Annotated in this window: 25 protein-coding genes; 15 read left to right on the forward strand and 10 right to left on the reverse strand. The window is 36.5% G+C overall.

Going from position 1 to position 24303, the window contains the following annotated elements; genetic code table 11:
• Positions 1-185 (forward strand): hypothetical protein (locus DRF65_RS28900; protein ID WP_228438773.1); only part of this gene is annotated, 185 nt, incomplete at its 5' end.
• Between the two features lie 56 nt (positions 186-241).
• Here the strand turns inward: DRF65_RS28900 and DRF65_RS29350 are convergent.
• From DRF65_RS29350 to rplU, 3 genes are all read right to left on the reverse strand, one after another.
• Positions 242-406, reverse strand: a complete 165-nt coding sequence (locus DRF65_RS29350) for a bacteriocin-like protein (protein ID WP_409013146.1) — start codon at positions 404-406, stop codon at positions 242-244.
• Positions 407-600: 194 nt separating this feature from the next.
• Positions 601-858, reverse strand: a complete 258-nt coding sequence (gene rpmA, locus DRF65_RS17320) for a 50S ribosomal protein L27 (protein ID WP_027372929.1) — start codon at positions 856-858, stop codon at positions 601-603.
• 12 nt (positions 859-870) lie between these two features.
• Entirely contained in the window at positions 871-1446 is a 576-nt protein-coding gene (gene rplU, locus DRF65_RS17325) for a 50S ribosomal protein L21 (RefSeq protein WP_115972012.1), read from the reverse strand.
• A 183-nt stretch (positions 1447-1629) separates the two neighbouring features.
• Between rplU and DRF65_RS17330 the strand changes: the two genes are divergently transcribed.
• Both DRF65_RS17330 and DRF65_RS17335 read left to right on the forward strand, forming a co-directional pair.
• Positions 1630-2517 (forward strand): neutral zinc metallopeptidase, encoded by an 888-nt coding sequence (locus tag DRF65_RS17330; RefSeq protein ID WP_115972013.1) that lies wholly within the window; start codon positions 1630-1632, stop codon positions 2515-2517.
• A gap of 118 nt (positions 2518-2635) precedes the next feature.
• A complete protein-coding gene (locus DRF65_RS17335; protein WP_115972014.1) occupies positions 2636-3730 on the forward strand; it encodes an acyltransferase family protein in 1095 nt (364 codons plus the stop codon).
• Here the strand turns inward: DRF65_RS17335 and DRF65_RS17340 are convergent.
• Entirely contained in the window at positions 3720-4913 is a 1194-nt protein-coding gene (locus DRF65_RS17340) for a porin (protein WP_228438775.1), read from the reverse strand. The genes DRF65_RS17335 and DRF65_RS17340 overlap by 11 nt on opposite strands.
• Before the next feature lie 197 nt (positions 4914-5110).
• Between DRF65_RS17340 and miaE the strand changes: the two genes are divergently transcribed.
• The 6 genes from miaE to DRF65_RS17370 all read left to right on the forward strand — a co-directional run bounded on the left by miaE (position 5111) and on the right by DRF65_RS17370 (position 12850).
• Positions 5111-5689, forward strand: coding sequence for a tRNA-(ms[2]io[6]A)-hydroxylase (gene miaE, locus DRF65_RS17345; RefSeq protein WP_115972016.1), 579 nt, complete (start codon positions 5111-5113; stop codon positions 5687-5689).
• Positions 5690-5713: 24 nt separating this feature from the next.
• The gene (locus DRF65_RS17350; protein WP_115972017.1) at positions 5714-6331 is read left to right on the forward strand and encodes a DUF502 domain-containing protein; all 618 of its coding nucleotides are present in this window, start codon (positions 5714-5716) and stop codon (positions 6329-6331) included.
• Positions 6332-6424: 93 nt separating this feature from the next.
• Entirely contained in the window at positions 6425-7801 is a 1377-nt protein-coding gene (locus DRF65_RS17355) for a tryptophanase (protein WP_115972018.1), read from the forward strand.
• 207 nt (positions 7802-8008) lie between these two features.
• Positions 8009-9085, forward strand: coding sequence for an FAD-dependent monooxygenase (locus tag DRF65_RS17360; RefSeq protein ID WP_115972019.1), 1077 nt, complete (start codon positions 8009-8011; stop codon positions 9083-9085).
• A 3-nt stretch (positions 9086-9088) separates the two neighbouring features.
• Entirely contained in the window at positions 9089-10246 is a 1158-nt protein-coding gene (locus DRF65_RS17365; RefSeq protein ID WP_115972020.1) for a pyridoxal phosphate-dependent aminotransferase, read from the forward strand.
• Positions 10247-10408: 162 nt separating this feature from the next.
• Positions 10409-12850, forward strand: coding sequence for a TonB-dependent receptor plug domain-containing protein (locus DRF65_RS17370; protein WP_115972021.1), 2442 nt, complete (start codon positions 10409-10411; stop codon positions 12848-12850).
• 160 nt (positions 12851-13010) lie between these two features.
• On the opposite strand, the gene DRF65_RS17375 is transcribed toward DRF65_RS17370, so the two are convergent.
• Positions 13011-14228: a PQQ-dependent sugar dehydrogenase gene (locus DRF65_RS17375; protein WP_115972022.1), complete on the reverse strand. Its 1218-nt coding sequence runs from the start codon at positions 14226-14228 to the stop codon at positions 13011-13013.
• 183 nt (positions 14229-14411) lie between these two features.
• Between DRF65_RS17375 and uvrB the strand changes: the two genes are divergently transcribed.
• Positions 14412-16403 carry an excinuclease ABC subunit UvrB gene (uvrB, locus tag DRF65_RS17380; RefSeq protein WP_115972023.1) on the forward strand — a complete coding sequence of 664 codons (1992 nt, stop codon included), beginning with the start codon at positions 14412-14414 and terminating at the stop codon, positions 16401-16403.
• A 69-nt stretch (positions 16404-16472) separates the two neighbouring features.
• On the opposite strand, the gene DRF65_RS17385 is transcribed toward uvrB, so the two are convergent.
• From DRF65_RS17385 to DRF65_RS17400, 4 genes are all read right to left on the reverse strand, one after another.
• The gene (locus tag DRF65_RS17385; RefSeq protein WP_115972107.1) at positions 16473-16700 is read right to left on the reverse strand and encodes a DUF3820 family protein; all 228 of its coding nucleotides are present in this window, start codon (positions 16698-16700) and stop codon (positions 16473-16475) included.
• A 38-nt stretch (positions 16701-16738) separates the two neighbouring features.
• Entirely contained in the window at positions 16739-17797 is a 1059-nt protein-coding gene (locus DRF65_RS17390) for an AI-2E family transporter (RefSeq protein WP_115972024.1), read from the reverse strand.
• Between the two features lie 21 nt (positions 17798-17818).
• The gene (locus DRF65_RS17395; RefSeq protein WP_115972025.1) at positions 17819-18556 is read right to left on the reverse strand and encodes a beta-carotene 15,15'-monooxygenase; all 738 of its coding nucleotides are present in this window, start codon (positions 18554-18556) and stop codon (positions 17819-17821) included.
• Between the two features lie 72 nt (positions 18557-18628).
• Positions 18629-19354, reverse strand: a complete 726-nt coding sequence (locus DRF65_RS17400) for a hypothetical protein (protein WP_115972026.1) — start codon at positions 19352-19354, stop codon at positions 18629-18631.
• 44 nt (positions 19355-19398) lie between these two features.
• Here DRF65_RS17400 and DRF65_RS17405 point away from each other — a divergent pair, with 44 nt between their 5' ends.
• Both DRF65_RS17405 and DRF65_RS17410 read left to right on the forward strand, forming a co-directional pair.
• A complete protein-coding gene (locus tag DRF65_RS17405) occupies positions 19399-20376 on the forward strand; it encodes an aminodeoxychorismate synthase component I (protein WP_115972027.1) in 978 nt (325 codons plus the stop codon).
• Complete coding sequence (locus tag DRF65_RS17410) at positions 20360-20986, forward strand: aminotransferase class IV (RefSeq protein ID WP_115972028.1); 627 nt, start codon at positions 20360-20362, stop codon at positions 20984-20986. Before DRF65_RS17405 ends, DRF65_RS17410 begins: the two co-directional genes overlap by 17 nt.
• On the opposite strand, the gene menD is transcribed toward DRF65_RS17410, so the two are convergent.
• Positions 20983-22659 (reverse strand): 2-succinyl-5-enolpyruvyl-6-hydroxy-3-cyclohexene-1-carboxylic-acid synthase, encoded by a 1677-nt coding sequence (gene menD / locus DRF65_RS17415; RefSeq protein ID WP_115972029.1) that lies wholly within the window; start codon positions 22657-22659, stop codon positions 20983-20985. The genes DRF65_RS17410 and menD overlap by 4 nt on opposite strands.
• Positions 22660-22743: 84 nt before the next feature.
• On the opposite strand from menD, the gene DRF65_RS17420 reads away from it, so the two are divergent.
• The 3 genes from DRF65_RS17420 to DRF65_RS28535 all read left to right on the forward strand — a co-directional run bounded on the left by DRF65_RS17420 (position 22744) and on the right by DRF65_RS28535 (position 24290).
• Entirely contained in the window at positions 22744-23694 is a 951-nt protein-coding gene (locus DRF65_RS17420; protein ID WP_115972030.1) for an isopenicillin N synthase family dioxygenase, read from the forward strand.
• A gap of 117 nt (positions 23695-23811) precedes the next feature.
• Positions 23812-23973, forward strand: a complete 162-nt coding sequence (locus DRF65_RS28530) for a bacteriocin-like protein (protein ID WP_165852255.1) — start codon at positions 23812-23814, stop codon at positions 23971-23973.
• A 146-nt stretch (positions 23974-24119) separates the two neighbouring features.
• Complete coding sequence (locus tag DRF65_RS28535; RefSeq protein ID WP_165852256.1) at positions 24120-24290, forward strand: bacteriocin-like protein; 171 nt, start codon at positions 24120-24122, stop codon at positions 24288-24290.
• Positions 24291-24303 lie beyond the last annotated feature (13 nt).

Raw genomic sequence — 24303 nt, forward strand, 5'->3', positions numbered from 1 at the left:
ATATACAATGGGGCGGCTTCTTCGAAGCCGCCCCATTGTATTATCAAGATTTATTAAGAGCAATTACAAAACTCTTCTATAGCATTCAGGCAATACTGCTGCTGCCATGGACTCAGTCTGCACCATTCGGCACAAGTCGTTATCATGTAACCAGGGCATGTATAATCATTCCCGCCTCCAATTGATTTCAATTGATTTTTAGTGAATTTTCTAAGGTTTCTCATCTAATAATTACAAAGAATTAACATGTACAAACTTCTTCTACATCAAGCAAACAGCGCATTTTCTGCTGTGGAGTCAACCCACACCATAAGTCGCATGATGTAATTGGCTTTGCCGGGCATAGTACGCCCCCACCGTTAATTGTTTTCAGACTCTTCTTTGTTAATTTTTTTAAATTTTTCATAGTTATTTAGTTTTAATTTGTAGCCTGCTCTATATACTTTTCGGTATCTGCAGCGGACTTATTATCTGATCTTTAGCAAATATATAAATATTTCCCACCTGCTAGAATATTTATTAAAAATTTAACAGTTGGGATACAAACAAAAAAATCCTCAGCATTTGCTGAGGATTTAATTTTTATAAAACGCTTAAAAATTATGCGTTTGGTTCTACAGATACAAAAGATCTGTTGTTTGCTTTCTTTCTGAAAACTACTTTACCATCTACTAATGCAAACAAAGTGTGGTCTTTACCTATACCAACATTATCACCTGGGTGGTGTTGAGTACCTCTTTGTCTAACAATAATATTTCCGGCAATAGCTGCTTGTCCTCCGAAAATCTTCACACCTAATCTCTTAGAGTGAGACTCTCTACCGTTCTTGGAACTACCGACTCCTTTCTTGTGTGCCATTTTATTACTGGATTATTTGTTAAGTGCTTTAAATTGATCAATATTCTTAATGATAGCAGCATCTACTTCTTCATGAGTAAGAATATTCTTTTCTAATTCAACTTTAACTGCTTTACCTAAAGTAATTAAAGTTTCTCTGTTCTCTTTAGACTGAGACAAGTTGTTTTTCTTTAAGTGATAGTTCAATTCGTGATCTTCACCAAAGTTAACAGTTGCATGGTCAGAAAGAACTTCAGACTTTACAGTTTCTTTTTTAGCTGCTTTTTTAGCTCCGCCTTCAAATCCTGTAATACCTGTGATTACGATTTGAGTTAAAGATTGTCTGTGACCGTTTTTCACTTGGTAACCTTTTCTTCTTTTCTTTTTGAAAATGATTACTTTATCAGCTTTTACATGGTCAAGGATCTCTGCTTCCACAGTGATTCCGCTTACAGCTGGGGCGCCTACAGTGATTGCTCCGTTTACAGTAAGAAGAACTTTATCGAAAGAAACTTTTCCTCCTTTATCTCCTTTTAAACGGTTCACAAACAACTTTTGGTCTTGCTCAACTTTATATTGAAGCCCTGCTATTTCTACAATTGCAAACATTGTTTATAAATTTTTAGTTATTTCGAGGTGCAAATATACAAATAAAATTCTAAACAGCTTACAATCAAAGCAATGTTTTTTATTGAAAAAATCTATTCACTATGTTTTGAATAATTTTTAACGATAATGTGCTCATATATAAAAGATAATTTCTTACCTTCGTTTTACCAACTAAATAATTATATGAAAAGAAACTTTAACCTCTGCTTAATAGCAGGCGTCATTACTGCAACATTCCTTACAGCATGTAGTGATGACAAAATGGAAGATACTGTTCTTCCTCAACAGGAAAGCTCCAGTGCAAAAATTGAACAACCCGGAGCCGTTGAAAAAAACTGTGCATATGTAGACAATAACTGGAGCTCCAGTTCTGTTTTATTGACCGGACTTCAGAACTCCACAGACACTAATTTCATGAATGCTCAGATGACTAAAATTGCAAGTTTATGGGGAAGAAGCAATCCTACTCTACAATTTGTGAATGATGCATCTAATTTCAATTCAACCTACAATGCAATTTCTTATTCTACAGGAAAGATCTATTATGGTTATGCTATCTATTATGATGCAAAAGCAAAAGGCGGAGATATTGTGAATGCAATGATTCTTGCTCATGAGTATGGACATCAGTTACAGTATATCTTTGGACTTCCTTCAGTAAACGAAAACACAGCAAGACCTAATGAGCTTGAAGCTGATGGTTTTGCAGGATATTACTTAAGAAGACCTAACGGTTACAATAAGACAAGTTTCCCAGAAATTGCTGCCGCTTACGAGTTTGCACAAAGCATTGGAGATTATCAAACCAATAGCCCGGGACACCATGGAACTCCTGCACAAAGAAGATCAGCCGTTCGTTTAGGTTTCCTTTTAGGGCAATATGACCTTAACGCATCCAACTTTGATTACAATTTCTTCTATTACTACCAGGGAGTTCTTAACGGAACTTATAAAATGGCTAAGAATAAGATAAATCCAGAAATTGATGCTTACATGAGCCAATATATAGATGAACTAAGAAAAATTCAGTCTGGAGAAATTTCTGCGGAAGAATTTAAACATCTTCAATAAAAGAAACATTCATTTTTAGCATATTTAAGAAAGGAGGCAGGCAATTTAAGTTCTGCCTCTTTTATTTGACTTGAAAAATAACAAAAGTTTTATTTACTTTTGACCCATATCTATCCTAATGAACAGAGATCTCTATATTGACTTCGCCAAAGGACTGGCTACCCTATCCATTATCTTTATCCACACGGCTTTCTGGTCGGGACAGTTCTATATTCCGGCAGAAGTAAGAGTGTTTTCCCTTGTTTTTGATGTCGCCTTATTTTATGCATTGAGCGGAATTACTTCAGGAGCCAATATTGAGAAAACATTTTACAGGTTACTCAAATTACAGATCACCTATATGATTTTTGTAACATTTCTGTTCCTCTTAGATTACTTCTTTAAGGTCTTTGGACTGACATTCTTTTCCCTGGAATGGCTACAGAATTTTTATTCAACCTTCGGTTCCAAATACTCTACCACCAGTATTTCTGCAATTCCGCAATGGCAAAACCTAGGAAACTGGTATCTGCATCAATATACTAATGCTGACACTTTTCCAGTTGTTATGGGGAGCTTTTGGTACCTCAAAGTCTATTATATTCTTACTGTTTTGGGGGTACTAATCTTAAGATTTTTTCCAAAACATATCAATTGGTTTATTGGACTCTGTATTGGACTGACCTTATTATTCAATATTTTCCCAGAATATTATCCGACAGGACAAGTAGGCTACGTTGCTTTTTATATGGCCGTTTTTTTAATTGGGAACAGAATGCGCGGAAAAAAAATCCCCAACAAGTTTATTCCTGTATTATATGCATTTGTGGCTTTAGCTTTAACATGGATGTTCTGGTATTATGGAAATGAAATTTTCTACAAAATCAATAAAAATAAATTTCCACCACAGATTCCTTATATCATTTGGGCTCAATTTTCTCTGGTTACCTTATTTGTTCTTTATAACAGATTTAAGATTACTAAGGAAAACTTTATCACTTACATTGGTAAAAATGCTATTTTCTTCTATTTTGCACAGGGGATAAGTTCGTCTTTAGTATATTTTTTCGTCGTTCCACTGAAAGAAAACATGTCATGGTGGGTTTTGATGATTATTATTTATGTTATTAATATCCTTCTGGCATTCGCTATTTCTGCAGGACTGAAAAAAATAGACACATTGGGATGGAATATCCTTGAATTTTTCAGAAAGAAAACAGCTATTAAAGACTGATCTTCTTACTGAAACTGCCTGAAAGATCAATTTTAAGACCCAAAGTGAAAACACTCTTTTCTCTTTCTCCATTTGACGCTTTTCCCATAGAAAATCTTTGTTCACTATAAATTTGAGCAAATTTAAAAGGGAAATAGGAAAAACCTACAATAATATCATTCTTTTTAAATCCTGGATCAAGGCTATATTGTACTGAATTGTCTTCTATAGATTTTAGCTCCGGAACATACAGATTATACCCTGCCAAAACAGAAAACTTCTGGAATTTATATTTCCCGAAGACTTCTAATCCTTTGGCATTAAAAACGGTTGTAAAAGGGAATGCCCCTACAGTAGGATCGAGATAAGACCCCTGAGAAAAATCTCCGTTTTTCTGCAGCACACCTACAATACTAAAATCTATAGTCTGCCCAATGTATTTAGTTCCTAAAGAAAAATAAGTTGGTTGGCCTGTAAGACCAATAATTCTTCCAGCAGTCACAAGGTTATCACTAAGCAAGGCCCTATTATAAGCTGCTCCGGCAAAAAAACCTTCTTTTATTTTATATTGAAGAGAAGCTCCGAATCCATCAATAAATTTACCGTTGTTCCCGCCTCTGGCCTGAATCTGTCCACCCAAATAAAAGGGTCCAAAATGATTCCGGTAAATAACAGCCTGGTCTGCCCGGCCGGTTCCTGTTTCTCCACCGTCTGTTCCACCAATAAACGTTGCTGATGCTCTTGATCCAAAAACATTGAACTTATCAGTATAAGCAGTAATATCCCGATAAACACTCCATTGTTTTCCGATGGTAAGGGTTCCGAATTTACCTAAATCCAATCCCAGATACCCAAGACGATTTCCAAAAACCTGTTGTTTCTGTGCAGACTCTACGTTAAGAAAACCTCCTGACAAATTGCCGTCTACATTAAAAGAGGTACCTCCTTTAAACATATTCAACTGAATTTCACCCCCTGCAATGATTCCAAAATCATGTTTTTTAATATTCACTTCCAATCCAATTCTGGAAGCATTTTCCTGAAGTTCCAGCTTATTATCGTATACCGCCAGATGTCCGCGAAGGCTTGCATAAGGTTTTAGCAAAATTTCCACTGAATCTTTTTCCTGTGCCTGCATCTTCCCTCCCCCTATGAAAAGCAATAAATATCCTATTGACCAACAGAACTGTCTACTTATATCCATTCAAATGATTATCTGATTATTAGTTTCGTTATTAGACAGTAATTTAAGAAAAAATACAATACTCTAACAGCTCTTCCTTTTATAAATACTATATAAAACAAGCTCCTCATTAAACAAAACCCAACAGAATAGAAATTCTACCCCATCAAAAGCACCGAATATGCCTAATTTGTTTTAAATTTACAAAAATTTAAAACATGTTTAAGTTGAAACTCCCTACCGATCCAAGGTGGGCAAACATTGCAGAAGGAAACATCGAAGAAATTTTAACAGATCATGCGTGGTGCGAACAAAAAGCTGCTACCAATGCCATTGGTCTGATCACAATGCTTCCTGAATATCCGGAAATCGTTACAGAGCTTCTTGCCATTGCTCAGGAAGAACTTGATCATTTCAATCAGGTTCATGAAATCATCAAAAAGAGAGGCTACAAGTTCGGAAGAGCAAGAAAGGATGACTATGTGAATGAGCTGGCAAAGTTTATTATTCAGGGAAGCAGAGAAAATCTTATTGTAGACAAAATGCTTTTTGCAGCAATGATTGAGGCCAGAAGCTGTGAGAGATTCAAAGTTCTTACGGAAAACATCAAGGATGAAGAACTTAAAGTCTTCTACAGGGAGCTTATGATCTCTGAGGCTAACCATTATACAACTTTCATTGCATTTGCCAGACAACTTGGTGATCCTGAAAGGGTAAATGAACGATGGGAAGCATGGCTGGAATATGAAGCCAATATTATTAAATCCTACGGAAATAAAGAAACCATACACGGTTAACCTATAAACAGTAAAGAATAAACGTTGAAGAAACCTAGCTTTGAAAGTATTGCCAATCTATTCCTGAAAAACTTTTTTCAGGGGCTGGTTATTATTGGCCCAATCGGACTCACAATTTTCGTGATCTGGTATATTGTAAGCGCTATAGACAACCTTGTTCCTTCGCTGGCAAAGCAGGTTCCGGGACTTGTTTTCGTTTCAATCATATTACTTACTGCTATTTTAGGTTTTCTGGGAAATAAATTTGTGGTAGGAAGGTTCTTTTTCGACACCATGGACAGTTTACTGGAAAAAACACCGGGAGTAAAACATATTTACACTCCTACCAAGGACGTCATGTCCTCTTTTGTGGGTGACAAGAAAAAATTCAACGATCCTGTATGGGTAAAAACGAACGAAAATCCGGAAATCTGGAGAATCGGTTTTTTAACCCAGAAAGAAATGTCGGACGTTGACAAGCATAATTACGTTGCGGTATATTTACCCCATTCATACGCAATTTCAGGCTGGGTAATTGTTACTGAAGAAAAAAATATCAAACCTGTAGTGGGGATGACTGCTGCTTCGGCTATGAAGTTTGCAGTAAGCGGCGGTGTTGCCGGATTCCATTCTGATGAAAATATATTTAAAGCACCGGAATAGCCTCTATTCCGCTTTAGATGTACATTGATGAATTTGAAAATTATTTTCAAACCGATTTTTCTTTTACACACAATTTAAAAACATACCAACCCCATGAATTTACCGTACGCGGAACCTTTCCGCATTAAAATGGTGGAAGAAATCTACCAATCCACAAGAGCTGAAAGAGAACAATGGCTTAAAGAAGCTAATTACAATCTTTTCAACTTGAAATCTTCACACGTTTATATTGACCTTTTAACAGATTCCGGAACCGGAGCAATGTCTGACAGACAATGGGCAGCATTGATGACCGGCGACGAAAGCTATGCAGGATCCCGTTCATTTGAGCAGCTTCAGAATACTGTTGAAAGAATTACCGGATTCAAATACCTATTGCCGACTCACCAGGGAAGAGCTGCTGAAAATGTGCTTTTTTCTGTATTGGTAAAAGAAGGTGATGTAGTTCCCGGAAACTCTCATTTTGATACCACAAAAGGACATATTGAGTTCAGAAAAGCACACGCAATTGACTGTACAATTGATGAAGCTTTTGACATTAATGATCTTCACCCCTTCAAAGGGAATATCAACCTTGAAAAACTGGAGGCAGTTTATAAAAATCATCCAAAGGAAAGTATTCCGTTCTGCCTAATCACCATTACTTGTAATTCTTCAGGAGGGCAACCTGTTTCTTTAGAAAACATGAAAGCGGTAAAAGCCCTTTCCGACCAATACGGAATTCCTGTATTCTTTGATTCTGCAAGATTTGCAGAAAATGCTTACTTCATTAAAAAAAGAGAACAGGGACAGGAAAACAGAAGCATCAAAGAGATCTGCAAAGAAATTTTCTCTTATGGTGACGGAATGACCATGAGTTCTAAAAAGGACGGATTGGTAAACATCGGTGGATTTATCGCTTTAAATAGCGAGGAAATCTTCAGAAAAGCCTCCAACTTCACCATCATTTATGAAGGGTTTATTACTTATGGGGGAATGGCAGGAAGAGACATGGCAGCTTTGGCTGTAGGACTTGATGAAGCTACAGAATTTGCTTATCTGGAAAGCAGAATTTCTCAGGTTGAATACCTTGGAAACAAACTGATCGAATACGGAATTCCGGTTCAGAAGCCAATTGGAGGACACGCCGTCTTCATTGACTCTTTGAATTTCCTTCCCAATGTTTCCCGTGAGGAATATCCGGCTCAGACATTAGGCCTTGAGATTTATAAGGAAGCCGGAATCAGAACGGTAGAGATTGGAACTTTACTGGCAGACAGAGATCCTGAAACCAGACAAAACCGCTATCCTAAATTGGAATTGGTACGTCTGGCGATTCCTAGAAGGACTTATACTAATAATCATATGGATTATATTGCTACTGCAATAAAGAATGTATATGAAAGACGTGAAGAAATTGCAAAAGGGTATAAAATTACCTGGGAGCCGGAAATATTAAGACATTTTACTGTTCAGCTTGAAAAAGCATAAAAACTAAAACCGGAAATAAATTCCGGTTTTTTTATGGTCATTTCTTACTCTACTATTTTACTCAATATTTCTTATGCTTTTCATCTGTTTTTTTGAAATTTAAGAATCAATTTAATTTATTTTTTAAAAATAATGAATGTTTTTAATTTACTTTTGTACTGAAAAAGTAATCTAAACACCAACCTGAAAAAATCCATTATTCCGAACATGAACAAAATTGCTGTCGTGGGCGCTGGTATTTCCGGCTTAAGCATGGCGAATTATCTCGAAAAGCACAACATTGATTACCATATTTACGAAAGAAGAAAAAAAGAAGATCTTGCCGGCCATGGCTTTCTTATTCCACAGGAGGGCATAGAATATCTTACTCAGATCATTGACCGCTCGCTTCTTTTTGCACATGGTAGCTTTCTGAAAAAATACATACAATATTCCCATACAGGCAAAAAACTAGCAGAAAAGGACCTCAGTAATGTGTTTGCCATTTCAAGACACGCACTCATTCAGCTTCTGTCTGAAAAAATTTGTCCTGAAAAAATAACATACAATGCTACTGTAATTCCCTGTGAAACAGAAAAAGGAAAACTTAAGAATGCTGACGGAACTGATATAGAAGCTGATATCACCATTGTTTCGGATGGCTCAAAAAGCCGGATCAGAAGAAGTCTTTTTAAGGATGAAAAGATGAGACAGGTAAGGGAAAATGAAGTGGTTAATATTATTACAGACAAAGAAATTGCTTCTTCTATCGAGAATGATTTCATGAAGTTCCATCACGATCAGGGCGGCCTTACTTTTGGAATCCTTAAGCTTTCCCATGATACAATTCTTTGGTATTCCCAATTCGATAATGAAAAGTATAAGATCAACGAATGTACTGCTGACCATTTAAAAAATTATATGCTTGACGTTTTTGCGGACTGGTGTCCTTTAGTTTCATCAATTATCAAAAAATCAAGCTACAAGAATGTACACTTATGGTGTGTTTATGAATTGGAAAACCTCAACCCTTTTTACAAAAATAACACAGTATTCATAGGCGACGCAGCACATCCGCTCATTCCATTTACGAGCCAGGGAGTAACCTCAGCACTGAAGGATTCTTACACACTGACTAAATACTTAGTTGAAGAGACTGATATTACAGCAGCTTTTTATAAATATGAGTCGGAAAGAAAGCCTGAAATAGAAACTCACATTCATAATGGCAGAATACTATTGAATCAGTTTCTACTTCCAACAGACCAACAAACAGACAATATTTTACCTATATCATACAAATAAAAAATGTTTACCAATAACGATATCAACTTCGAAGCCCTAAAAAGAAAAGCCTACAACGGGAGATGGGCAACCCTGGAAGACGGGATTATTCCTCTAACAGCTGCTGATCCTGACTTCAGAACTGCCCCGGAAATAGAACAGGGAATTATTGAATATATCAGAGACGGTTATCTTAGCTATGGCCCATTTTCCGGACTTCCGGAGTTTAAGAAAAGTGTTGCTGATCATTTTAATCAGGAAAAACATGGAACTTTTTCTCCAGAAAACATTCTTGCTGTAAACAGTGCTGCGCAGGGAATGTTCCTGATCGCCAAATATGTTTTAAACCCTGGTGATGAAGCTATTATTCTGGATCCTGTAGATTTTTTATTTAAAAAGTCAGTAGAAACAGCCGGTGGAACAGTAAAACTATGCCCAGTTGATACCAAAACCGGAGAAATTGATTTTGAAAAAATGGTTTCTTTAATCAATCCCAACACTAAACTGATCAGTATCTGTAATCCACATAACCCGCTGGGAAAAGTATACTCTAAAGAAACACTGAAAAAGGTTTCTGAGATTGCTTCTGCTCATGATTTGTGGGTAATGAGTGATGAGATCTGGAGTGATATTATTTATGACAACAGAGATTTCCATACCTATTCATCAGTTTCTGAAGAGGCTAAAAGAAAAAGCTTTACGGTGTATGGATTTTCAAAATCATTTGGGATTGCTGGATTGAGAATTGGTGCTGTTTTATGTAATGATCAGGAAATTCTTGAAGATTTTACGGAGCAATCCAATTTCAATTCTACCATAGAAGGAGTATCTACTTTATCACAAATTGCGGGAAGTGTAGCATTGGAAAAAGCCAAACCGTGGTATAAAGAATTTTTAAATCATTTACAGCAAAATAGAGATCTTGCATTCCAGCTCTTAAGCGGTTCAGGACTTGTGACTCCCAGCCTCCCTGAAGCCACTTTTGTATTATTTCCGAAGATTGAAAACGGAATGTCCAGCGATCAGTTTGCACAACATGTTCTACAACAGGGAAAAGTAGCGATTGTTCCGGGCTCAGAAAGATGGTTTGGAAAAGGAGCTGAAGGACATATCAGAATCTGCTTTTCCACTTCACAGGAAATTTTAGAAGAAGGGATTAAGCGAATCATTACCAGCTTTTAATGTTTAAAATTTTCATTAAATTAAACATTTTAACTATTATTTTACTTTATTTTAACACATACGGTATTAAATTAAAACATTCATAACAAATAATAAATTTAAGTATTGATTTAAGAATAAATATTGATAATTTTGAGCTAGCCATCACTCAAAATTATCAATATGAAGATAAAATACATAAGCATTATTTTTCTTACTGCTTCTTCTCTATCCTATGCACAACAGGTAAGAGACACTATTACAAAGGAATCAAAAATAGACGAAGTAGCCATTACCGGAAGCCGGAACAAAAAAAGAACTGTTGTCAACACTCCTGTTCCTATTGATATTATAGACATCAAACAGGTAAGCCAGTCTACAGGACAGGTAGAAATAAACCAGCTTTTACAGTTCTCAGCACCTTCCTTTAACTCCAACAAACAATCAGGATCAGATGGTGCTGACGCCGTAGATCCGGCAACATTAAGAGGGCTTGGCCCGGATCAGACTCTTCTTCTCCTTAATGGAAAAAGATACCATCAGTCTTCGTTGATCAATCTTTTCGGAACGAAAGGAAGAGGAAATACAGGGTATGATATGAATACAATCCCCATTGGAGCAATTAAAAGAGTAGAAGTTCTGCGTGATGGAGCTTCAGCTCAATATGGTTCGGATGCAATTGCCGGGGTCATCAATGTTATTTTGAATGACCGGGATAAAGGTTTTGAAGGAAATGCTTTCTATGGAATGAATCTTTTTAAAAGTCCGGGAAATAACGATGTGACTTCCGATCATAAAGTAGATGGAACTACTTTTGATTTCAGCGGAAATCTAGGAACTAAAATTGGAAACAAGGGTGGCTTCGGTAATTTCACCGCTGAATTTATAAACAAAGATTATGCGATAAGAAATGCAAATCCAGAAATGTATACTGCACCTAGACAACGTTTCGGAGATGCAAATGCTCAGAATTTTTATTTTTTCGGAAATATTGAACTCCCATTAACTGATGGACTGAAATTCTATTCCCGCCAAGGCTTTTCACACAGAAATACAAAAGCCTACGCATGGACGAGAACTCCTAAAGCTAACGGCAATATCCCTGAAATCTACCCAATGGGTTTTGATCCTATTGAAGACACCAGTATTAGTGATTTCACCTTTGATAATGGGTTAAAATTCAAAGTAGCTAACTGGGATGTAGATTTTTATAATGCTTTTGGAAATAACAGATTTACTTATGATATCACCAATACTGTTAACGCAACTTTAGGCCCTAAGTCTCCTACTCAATTTTATGCAGGAGGGCATTCATTATTACAAAATACAACAGGATTCAATGCTGTAAGGCAATTTAAAGTACTGGAAGGGCTGAATATTGCTTTCGGATCAGAATTCAGATATGAAAAATTTAATATAATTAAAGGAGAAGAAGCTTCTTATACGATGTATGACATTAATGGAAATGTGGTAACCCCTAATACACCTGCCAATTTATTGGTGACCAACCCTCTTGTTCCACCTGGCGAAAATAACATAAGACCGGGAGGATCACAGGGTTTTCCAGGGTATTCTACAGACATCGGTAAAAACAGAAATAATTTTGCCGCTTATGTAGATACGGAACTGGATATTACCAAAAACTGGATGATCAGTGTTGCTGGAAGATTTGAGAACTACAATGATTTTGGAAGTACCATGAATGGCAAATTTGCTACCCGATACGCCATTACTCCTCAATTCGCATTCCGCGGGTCTGTCTCTACCGGATTCAGGGCTCCATCTCTTGCTCAGAAGTATTACAGTCAGCAGTTCACAAATTTCCAGAATGGCAAATTGGTTACCATTCAATTAGCTTCGAATGATAGCGATCTTGCTAAAAGATTGGGCATTGAACAGCTGAAACAGGAAACATCGGTAAACGGAAGTGCTGGCTTTACTTTTAATACAGGTAAATTCACAGCAACGATTGATGGATACTATATTAGTGTAAAAAACAGAATTGTTCTGACAGGAAATTTTTCAAAGGATGATTTACCCAAGGAAGTACAGGCTGATTACCCTTACATTGACCAGGCCCAGTTCTTTTCCAATGCAATTGATACCCGAACTAAGGGAATTGATGTTATCCTAAGCTATAGCGAAAGTCTTGGATCAGGAAAATTAACGGCTACATTGGCCGGAAACTATAATGACATGGAAATTACCAATGTTAATACCTCACCACAGCTACAAGGAAAAGAAGACGTTTATCTAAGTGCTAGAGAAAGAGCCTTTATTCTGGCTTCCGCTCCTAAAACAAAGATAAACCTTAACCTCAACTATAAGATCAGTAAGTTCAATGCAAATCTTCAACTGGTAAGGTTTGATAAGGTTACATTAATCGGATATGATGATGGAGAACAGATTTATAACCCTAAAGTAACAACAGACATCTCTTTTGGATATGAGTTTTCAAATAACCTCAACCTTACTCTGGGCAGCAAAAATATATTCAACAGATACCCAACGCTACAGACTGCACAGGTAACAGAAGGAAACACAGAAGCCGGAGGGATTTTTGACCCTGTACAGATGGGATTTGCAGGAAGACAGGTTTTTGCCAGACTTAACTTTAAGTTTTAAAAATAAGGGAAGCTGGAAGCTATTCTTTCCTAGGTTATTTAATCAAATACCTTCATCAGAACTTAAGAACGCGAAATTTCTACTAATGACTGATAGAACTTTCCTCTTCCGATCTCCCGCTTCATTACAAAAATCCTGCTGAAATATTCAGCAGGATTTTTTATTTTTTTGAAATCTTATAAAGCTTTCCACTGTCTGTCACAGCATAAAGATTACCATCCATTCCATTCAGGACATCTCTGAAACGTTCGTTCTGATCTGCCAAAAGACGTTCTTCACCTATGACTTTATTATCCTTCATCACAATTCTGTTGATATGTTCACCACTGAGGCAACCGATGAAAAGATTCCCTTTCCATTCGTCTATATTTCCGGTATAGAAAGTGATTCCACTTGGAGAAATAACAGGATCCCAGTAATAAACAGGCTGTTCTGTACCTTCTTTCCGGGTAATGCCTTTCCCTACTTTAACACCTGAATATTCAATACCATAGGTTACATCTCCCCAGCCGTAGTTTTTACCAGGTTGAATAAGGTTGATCTCATCTCCTCCTCTTGGTCCCATTTCCACATCCCAAAGATTTCCGTTGGGATCAATAGCCAAACCTTGAGGATTACGAACTCCATAAGCATAAATTTCAGGTTTATATCCCTGTTTTCCTATAAATGGGTTTCCCGGGGCTGGTAATCCATCCTTGGTAATCTTGATGATTTTTCCTAAATAATTATCTGTTTTCTGTGCGTAGACCCTTGTTACTTTATCAGATCTTTCTCCGGTACTGATAAATAAGTTTCCATCTTTATCAAAAACCAATCTGCTTCCGTAATGTTTGTCTCCATCATAGGAAGGTTCTGCCCGGAAAATTATTTTTACATCTGAAATTGATTTAAAATTATCTGATAATTTTCCTTTCGCTACTGAAGTCAGATTTCCTTTTCCAAAGGATTCCGAAAAACTGAAATAAATAATCGAATTCGTTTTAAAATCCGGATCAAGAGCTACATCCAGCATTCCTCCCTGTCCTTTAGAATCAACTTTTGGAAAGCCTTCTATCAGCATGATCTGTTTTCCATCCTTTGAAACAATATTCATATACCCTCTTTTGTCTGTAATAAGGAATCTTCCATCCGGTAAATTAATAATTCCCCATGGTCTCCCCAGGTCCTTATTCAGTATCTCTACGTTGTAAGCCGTATTTGTTTTTATTGCTTTAGTTCTTGTCTGTCCCTTAAATGCAGGCTGATAATCAGAATTAGGCTTTTCTGTCTCTACGCTGCCATCATTTCCGGTCTGTTGTGCATTAGCATGATTCTTTTTACAAGAAGATAAAATCAGAAAAAGGCACAGCACTGGGATGTAAAATTGATTGATTTTCATACTATTATGATTAGGTGTTTAATAATGAATGGAAAAATAATGCCATTAACCAGCTTATTTAAACTTTATGATACAGGTATAAGACATACTATGAGTAAATAAACACATCTGTAAAATATTCATCATCGAAACTTTATCATGCCTAATAATTTCTTTCGTATTTTTGTTCTATACATTCTTCTTATGGATTTTAAGCTTCAATCAGAATATAAACCCACCGGGGATCAGCCCCAAGCCATCGATAAACTTACTGCAGGAATTGAAATTGGTGAAAAATACCAGACACTTCTTGGGGTAACAGGATCCGGAAAAACCTTTACGGTTGCCAATGTTGTTCAAAATGTCCAGCGTCCTACCTTGGTTCTGGCACATAATAAAACACTGGCGGCACAACTTTTCATGGAATTTAAAGAATTCTTTCCTGAAAATGCAGTCGAGTATTTTGTCAGCTACTATGATTACTATCAGCCGGAAGCCTATATTGCAACAACCGGGACCTATATTGAAAAGGATCTGAGCATTAATGAAGAGGTGGAAAAATTACGTCTTTCCGCAACGGCAAGTCTTCTCTCAGGAAGAAGAGATGTATTGATTGTAGCTTCTGTTTCATGTATTTATGGTATCGGAAACCCTACTGAGTTTCACAAATCATTAATTTCTATCGCTATTGGTGAAAAAGTAACGAGAACAGCCCTTCTCCATTCTTTAGTGAATGCCCTATACGCCAGAACATTAAATGAATTCCAGAGAGGAACATTCCGTGTAAAGGGAGATGTTATTGATGTTTTCCCGGCATATGCAGACAATGCGATTAGAATTCAGTTTTTTGGGGATGAAATTGAAAAAATTCAAAGCTTTGATCCTGTCAGTGGAAATGTAGAGGATAATTTCGATCAGATACAGATTTACCCGGCTAATCTTTTCGTAACCTCAAAAGAGACTTTAAACGGAGCGATTAAAGATATTCAGGATGACATGGTAAAACAGGTTGATTTCTTCAGCTCTATAGGAAAACCACTGGAAGCCAAAAGACTTCAGGAAAGAACTGAACTTGACCTGGAAATGATTAAAGAACTGGGCTACTGCTCAGGAATTGAAAATTATTCCAGATATCTTGACGGCAGACTTCCGGGAACAAGACCTTTCTGTCTGATTGATTATTTTCCTAAAGATTTCTTGATGGTTATTGACGAAAGCCATGTAACAGTGCCACAGGTTCATGCCATGTATGGTGGTGACCGAAGCAGAAAAGAAGCGCTAGTAGAATATGGATTCAGGCTTCCTGCTGCAATGGATAACAGGCCTTTAAAATTTGAAGAATTTGAAGCCATTCAGAATCAGGTGATCTATGTTTCTGCTACTCCGGCAGATTATGAACTGGAAAGAACCGGCGGAGCTTATATTGAACAGATTATCCGCCCAACAGGACTTCTTGATCCCATTATTGAAGTAAGGCCAAGTTTAAATCAGATTGATGATTTAATGGAAGAGATCCAGAAAAGAGCAGATGCTGATGAAAGGGTTCTGGTCACTACTTTAACCAAGAAAATGGCGGAAGAACTTACGAAATACTTCACAAAATTCGGAATCAGGACAAGATATATCCACTCGGATGTTGAAACACTGGAACGTATTCAGATTATGCAGGATCTGCGTTTAGGTCTCTTTGATGTTCTGATTGGAGTAAACCTTTTAAGAGAAGGATTAGACTTGCCTGAAGTATCATTAGTAGCTATTCTGGATGCTGACAAGGAAGGAATGCTGAGAAGCAGAAGATCTATGATTCAGACTGTGGGACGTGCAGCAAGAAATATCAACGGAAAAGCAATTATGTATGCTGATAAGATTACCAAATCGATGCAGGCAACATTAGATGAAACCGAATACCGCCGTGCAAAACAGATGAAGTACAATGAGGATCATGGTATGGTACCGACAGCCCTCAATAAAAAGATATCTGAGAACCTTGTAGGAAGAAGTAAAGACTTTCCTGATGAAAAATACACCCAGAAAGAAATTCTTCAGAAGGTTGCTGAAGTTAAAGCTACCTATGCCAGTGAAGATGTTGAAAAAATGATCGAGCAAAAGCAAAAAGAAATGGAAGCGGCAGCTAAAAATCTTGATTTCATTAAAGCAGCTAAGCTAAGAGACGAAATTGCAGCCCTTAAGGCCTAAAATATATAATAAAAATAGTTTCGGCGGCTTCTTCGAAGCCGCCGAAAATTTATCTCAAAACAGATTTTTTTACAATCCGTTTCTTACCGAAGCTCTGATGGGTGCCAGCAGATCCATCAACCCATTTAATTTGATTTCATAAACGGTTGATAACTGCATTCCAAGTTTTCCCTTTGGCATTCCATTTTTATTGAACCATTCGAGATAGCTTATCGGAAGATCAATCAGAACAGTTCCTTCGTATTTGCCAAACGGCATCTTAAAAACACAGATTTCTCTTAATATTTCCGGATTTATTCCCTCCACTTTTTATATAATTAAATCAATTTATCTTCTCACTCTGCCTGCTTGGGCAATTCCAGATCAGGAGGTGTATTTTCATCTACAAATTCATTTCTGTATACCTGTATCAAAAGAAGGGTAAATGAGATCAGAATAGGTCCGAAAATAAGCCCCATAAAACCAAACAGGTTCATCCCCATAATAATCCCAAACACAGTATTCAGCGGATGGATATTTTCAAGTTTCTTTAAAAGGGTAAAACGAAGCAAATTATCTGTAAGTCCTACTACCACTACACAGTAAATAGCAAGGCCAATTCCCTGCCCTGTATTCCCTTCAGCAATCATAAAAATACATACAGGGACATACACAATCGCCGTCCCCACTACCGGAATAACAGAAGCCGCTGCCGTTAAAGCAAATAGCAATACTGCTCCAGGAGCTCCGAATATCAGATATCCAATAAGTGAAACAATTCCCTGGCCAATTGCAACTACAGGAATACCTATAGCATTTGCTATAATAAGCTTTCTCAGCTTTTCGCCAAGTAATGAAACATTAGATCTCTTTAAAGGTGCTGAAGTCGTAAGGATTCTTTCGAACAGTCTTGGCTTTTCCAGCATAAAATACAGAATAAAGTACATGGACATTATCACGGTAAGCGTGTTGAATGTTCCACTCAATGCTGAAGTGGAAAATTTTCCCACAAAGTTTTTCAGCTTATTCATATTTTCCTGGCTCAGGATATCAAAATCTGTTTTTGTTTGGATATAGGAATGAATTTTATCCAAAAAAACATTGAATTTGTCCATATAAGCCTGTGCATTCCCTAATTTATCAATAATCAGATCTGCAATGAAATAAATAGGAAGGATCAGCACAATAAGACTTGCCAACATTAATACAAAAGCAGCAAGTGAAGGTTTCCACTTTTTTTCTTCCTGAAGGTAGAAGTTATATTTTCTGCAGACTACATAAATGGTAATAGCCCCTAAAACCGATGGAATAAACAATGCCAGATTAAAGCAGACCAAGCCTGCCAGCACCAAAATAATGGCGAGCAAAGAAATCTGCTTTATGGCAACACTGCTTATTTGATTGTCTTTATTCATCAGGTATTATTTATTTTATCTTTATTGTTTAGTGTATGTGATCTGTCTTGGCTTTCCAATAAAGGCACAATAAGCAGAATACATCACGATCATGATGAACGGAGCCGTTAAAATAAGACCGATTCCACATAAGACAACTCCTGCCACAGAGATCAGCATCCCCAGAAAGCTCACTCCTAAAAATGTTCCGTAATTCTCTTTTGCAATATTAAATGATTTACTTAAGGCATCTATAGCAGATCCATTTTCAAACAACAGGATCGGATATCCTAATAAAAGAAAAGGATAAACGAAAATAAAAGGAATAAAGCAAAGTCCCAGCGCAACCGAAGAAATGAGTCCTGAAATAAAACCGTAGATCAATATATTAACAAAATTCTGACGGTATCCAATAAACAGGTCTGAAAACTCAATCGGGTTTTTGGTATTAAATTTATTTACCATATAGATCAGCCCTACATACAGAGGGGTCAGTAATAATAAAAAAAGGCTGGAAAATGTCATATACATTGAGAACCCGGGAGTCTCCCAATATCTAAAATTCCCATAATCACCTGAAGATCTCATTTCATCCATTATCGCTGCAGAATTGAAACCGGTAACACTTTGGATGATCATTCCTCCAACAATATAGATGATCATGGCAACAACGGCGTAACCAAAAATGCCCTTATACATTTCAAAGGCATGCGAAATGATAGACCCGGTTTCCCTATTCGGGACAGAACCTTGCTGGTCAAATTCGTTAAATTCAGACATAGTTTAAATATTTAATGATTTTATCAAATTTAACTTTTTTTGATAAAAAAACATATTAAACTCAGTTGAATTTTAACTTTTCTCTGAAAATACTGTTTTATATAATGAATAGATCATGGCATTCCAGAAAGGAAATGTGAAAAGCCCCCCTATTAAAAACAAGCTGAATCCAAGATATTTAAATAAAAGAGCAACGAAAATACACACCATGATTTCTACAAAATACATTCTGAGTGCTTTAAAGTTTAAAGAAATGGCTTCAAATATCCTTTTATTTGTAAAAAACATCAATGGAGCTACAAATATTGTCACTGCAACCCATATTACAGCCAGAAGAACTGTAGGAATAGTAAGTCTGTAGATCATGAACCAGAAGAGATAATACCCAAGATATTTAAAAAAGTTAATTCCGTTATACCCAACAAACAAATCTCCCAGCTCAATTTTCTCATTAAGGTCGATTTTTCTGAAGATCTGAAACATTCCGAGGTTCAAAGGGTAAAGAAATGCGGTTGTCGCCCAGATGGCAAGGGTAAACATCTGATATCCCTCAGTAGCGCTTAATTCTGCAATTTTTTCCATATAAGCTTTTGTCCCTTCATTCAACGCTTTTGCCAATACCTGATTTTGTTCCCATATTCCGTATTTCTCTCCAAAGAAAAACAGAGAGGTAAGGAATATTCCAAAAAAGATCATTGAAAACATCAGCTGAAAAACCAGTGTCTTATTCCAGTAAAAAAAAGCCTGCTTCAATATAAATTCAAGTCCTGGTTTCTGAGGATATTTGCTCTGCATCATAAAATTTTTATGCAAAAGTAAACATCAATAATTATTTTTGCCGAATGTTTTCAGTGAATCATCAAAAATTTATGGAAATGGACGAGCTTTCTCTTCAGAAGGTTCCCTATTTCTTTGTTATCGATTTTCTTTCAGAGAATGTTGAAATCTACCGGGAAAATGAAATTGAAAAATCAGGCTTACTGATTGATTTTCAAACGTTTTCAAACACAAAAAAGAACTCTATATTAGATAAAAAAATAGAATGGAAATCCTTTCCGGAGGCTCTGGAAAGCTTTAAAACAGGTTTTGATAAAGTTCAGAAAAATATTCGTCTCGGAAATTCCTATTTGGTAAATTACACCCGAAAAACTGAAATTGAGACCAATTTAAGCCTTGAAGAAATTTTTTATCACTCGGATGCAAAGTACAAGGTTTTTTATAAAGATTTTTTTGTATTTTTTTCTCCTGAAACTTTTGTGAAGATCATTGACGGAAAAATCCTGACTTATCCTATGAAAGGTACTATTGACGCCTCCATAGAAAATGCGGCAGAAATCCTTAAGAATGACCGAAAGGAAAAAGCAGAACATTATACGGTAGTAGATTTACTCCGAAATGACCTCAGCATGGTAGCAGATGATGTAGGGGTAGACCAGTTTCAGCATATTGATTTCATTAAAACCCGGCAAAAGGACTTATATGCCATGAGTTCTGAAATTTCAGGAATATTGAAACCCGAGTTTGACGGAAAAGTAGGAAGCACTATGCAGAAACTTCTTCCTGCAGGATCTATTTTGGGGGCACCAAAACCCAAAACACTGGAAATCATTCTGGAAGCAGAAGGATATGACAGAGGATACTATACAGGAGTTTGCGGCTGGTTTGACGGTAAAAATGTCGACAGTTGCGTGATGATACGTTTTATTGAAAAAGAAGGTGATAAACTCTATTTCAAAAGCGGAGGCGGTATAACGCACATGAGTAAATTAGAAGACGAATATCAGGAAATGAAAAATAAAATCTATGTCCCAATTCATTGAAAGCATTAAGGTAGAAGATCAGAAGATTTATCTGTTGGAACTCCATCAAAAACGTGTCAATCAAACATTTTCCCACTTTGGGAAAGAAGAGTCTATTGACCTTGCTAAGATCTACAAAAACCTGGAGCATGATGAAGACGGACTTTTCAAGTTGAGAATCTCTTACGATCTCGATAAAAGGATCCGAACCCAAATGATCCCTTATGCTATTCCTGAAATTCAGGATTTCCAGCTGGTGGAAAACAACAGCTATGATTACTCTTTCAAATTTGAAGACCGTAAGGAGCTAGATAAAATGAAAATGAAATCCAAAGCTGAAGAGATCATTATCGTTAGGAATAATCATATCACAGATACTTCTTTTTCCAACCTTCTATTTTTGAAAGGTAAAGACTGGTTTACTCCTAATTCTTTCCTTTTGAATGGGGTACAAAGACAGCATCTCTTAAAACATAAAAAAATAAAAGAGGCTGAAATTACCTTACAAAATATAAAGCAATTCAGCCACTTTCAACTCATCAACGCCTTAAATGATTTTGATGATATGTTTATCTATCCCATCGACAGAATTATGAATCTGCCTGGGAATGAAGAATATCTTGATCTTTAGTTTTCTTTCATAAAATTAAAGTAAGCTTTCTGCACATCTGCACTGTTTTTCCCGTAAGTATTCACTTCCAGGATTTTCGGCTGTGCATCAGGTTTGAAGAAATTCTCTAATACCCGATCCAATGTCAGTTCATCCTCCACTTTAATATAGGAGAATCCAAAATGCTTAGCCAAATGTTCTGCATTTTTACGGTGCTTAGTGGCAATAAATTCATCCAACGTATTTGGGTTGGCATTTCCGGGTCCAGGAATGATTTTAAAGATATTCCCTTCTCCGTTATTAAAGATCATAATGCGCACAAAAGGAGGAATATATTGGTTCCAAAGCCCATTGATGTCATAAAAGAAACTTAAATCACCGGTAATCAATAAAGTAGGATTGGCATTTTTAATTGCAAATCCCATTGCCGTAGATGTTGAGCCATCAATTCCACTGGTTCCTCTGTTACAGTACATTTTTCTTTTACCGAAATCGAACAGCTGTGCATATCTAATTGCCGAAGAGTTTGTAAAATGGATATTATAGTTTTCAGGAACTGTCTGTGATGCTTTATTGAAAAAATAGAAATCAGAGAACTCAACGGTGTTTAAAAACTGCTGGTGCTTGGCATCTTTTTTATCTCTCAGCACATCCCAAAGATTGAAATAAGGTCTTGGTTCCAGATTAATGAACTTTAATAATTTAGAAAAGAATACTTCCGGTTTCACCTCTATTTTCTCTGTTAAAGAGAAATAAGTGTCCGGCTGCCAAACCTCATCCAGATGCCAGTGCTGTTTTGGTCTTGCACTCCTTAGGAATTGTTTTACTTTTTTGGAAACTACATTCTGTCCTACAGTGATCAACAGATCCGGAGCATAGGTTTTATAGTCTTCTTCCGTAAAATTAAAGATGTAACGGTCTATATGTCTGAAAAACTTCTCATGATAAAGGTTGGAATTCGCTTCACTTAGCACAACAACAGAATGATTTTTAACCAGTTGCGTTAATTGATTCTCCAATTCAGGACTGTAATCCCTTGTTCCCACCAACAACATAATTCTTTGGGAGGTATGCCATTCTGCAATCAGATTGGATGGAATCTCGTAATCTTTATGTTTGATGGTCTTTTCAACCGTCGGGAAAGTTGGAAGCTCCGATACCAGTTCATATAATGGCTCTTCCAAAGGAATATTGATATGTACTGGTCCCTGCTTTTCAAAGCAAAGCTCAACCGCCTTTTTAATAGTATCAAAATTAATATCTTCTGCATTCTCCTTGCTGTCTTCCAGCAATTGGAAGTCTCCGTAAGAATGCTGATGAAAAACATCCTTCTGCCTGATGGTCTGCCCATCAAAAATATCAATAAAATCCGTTGGCCTGTCAGCTGTTAACACCAACAGCGGAATATTCTGGTAAAAAGCTTCTGTAACCGCAGGATAATAATTAACCACTGCTGATCCGCTGGTACAAGTAATGGCTACTGGTTTTTTCTCACTCTTAGCCATACCCATCGCCACAAAGGCAGCACTTCTCTCATCTACAATACTGTAACAGTTGAAATTATCTATTTCTGAAAAATGAATCGCTAAAGGAGCATTCCTTGATCCCGGAGAAATGACAACGTCTGCAATACCGTACTGCTGAAGAAGATGTGCAAGTATTTGGATACTTCTCTTAGAAGAATATTTTTTCATACAGCAAATTTAACTTATAAATAATGATTTTAAAATCATTTAATTTAAAAAAAATGTAATTTTGCTATTCGTAAATTTCTAAAAATGGATAAAATACCTAGTGTAGACCTGCGTGATTTCCTTTCGGGTAACCCGGAACGCAAACAGAAATTTGTAAATGAAATCGGAAAAGCTTATGAAGAAATTGGTTTTGTAGCCTTAAAAGGCCACTTTCTTGATGACAACCTTGTAGAAGATTTATATGGAGAGGTAAAAAACTTTTTTGACCAACCAGTGGAAACGAAACAGAAGTATGAGATTCCAGGAATTGGTGGCCAGAGAGGGTATGTAGGATTCGGTAAAGAAACTGCAAAAGGTTTCAAAAAAGGAGACTTAAAAGAGTTTTGGCACTTTGGACAGTATCTGTCTGATGATTCAAAATACAAAGCAGAGTATCCAGACAATGTAATCGTTGATGAACTTCCGAAATTCAACGAGGTAGGTAAAGAAGCCTTCCAAATGCTTGAAAAAACAGGACAATATGTTCTAAGAGCATTATCATTGCACCTTGGCCTAGATGAGTTCTATTTTGACGATAAAATCGCTGAAGGAAACTCCATCTTAAGACCTATTCACTACCCACCAATCACTGAAGAACCGGATGATGCTGTAAGAGCAGCTGCCCATGGTGATATCAACCTTATCACTCTTTTAATGGGAGCACAGGGGAAAGGCCTTCAGGTTCAGAACCACAACGGAGAATGGATCGATGCGATTGCAGAGCCGGACGAACTGATGATCAACGTTGGAGATATGTTATCTAGACATACCAATAACAAACTGAAATCTACAATTCACAGAGTGGTAAACCCACCAAGAGAATTATGGAGCACTTCAAGATTTTCAATTCCTTTCTTTATGCATCCTATCAGTGCCATGTCATTAAATGCTCTTGACAACTGTGTAGACGAAAACAATCCAAAGTTATACGAAGACACTACAGCAGGAGAATTCTTACATGAAAGACTGATAGAATTAGGCTTGATTAAGAAATAATAATTATATAGCGATAAATAAATCGGCTGTCTCAAAATGAGGCAGCCGATTTTTTATTATTGATTAAAAATATTTTATATAACTTTACATTACTATCAAATTTTTAATTAAATATATATGAAAAATTTAAAAAAACTAAGAAAAGACCAATTGAAAGGTATTTCCGGAGGAGCTAATGTTCCCGTTATTGAATATTGCATGTATTATTGTAGCGGTACTATCATTTGTGCAGCCTGTACTGATGATTTTAAATGCCCAGTTACCACTGAGGAAATGTAAGATTCACTATCAAAATGAAAGAATACCGTTTCTCTTGAAACGGTATTCTTATTGTTAAGCATCCAGTAACAACAAGGAAATAAAAAACTCAAAAACAAATACTTAAGTAAATTTTCATATCTTTATTTAAACCAAAATCAAATTATATGAAAAATTTAGAAAAATTAAGTAAAGGCAAATTAAAAACCATTTCCGGAGGAATAAGCTTCCCTTATAATGGAGAATGTTTTTATGTGTGTAGTGACGGAATACAGTATAAAGCGCTATGCAGGTTAGAATTCATCTGTCCTGATGGAGAACAGCCTATTATTTACTAAAAACAAAAATGCT

Source organism: Chryseobacterium pennae, assembly GCF_003385515.1.
In the GTDB taxonomy this organism is placed as follows: domain Bacteria; phylum Bacteroidota; class Bacteroidia; order Flavobacteriales; family Weeksellaceae; genus Chryseobacterium; species Chryseobacterium pennae.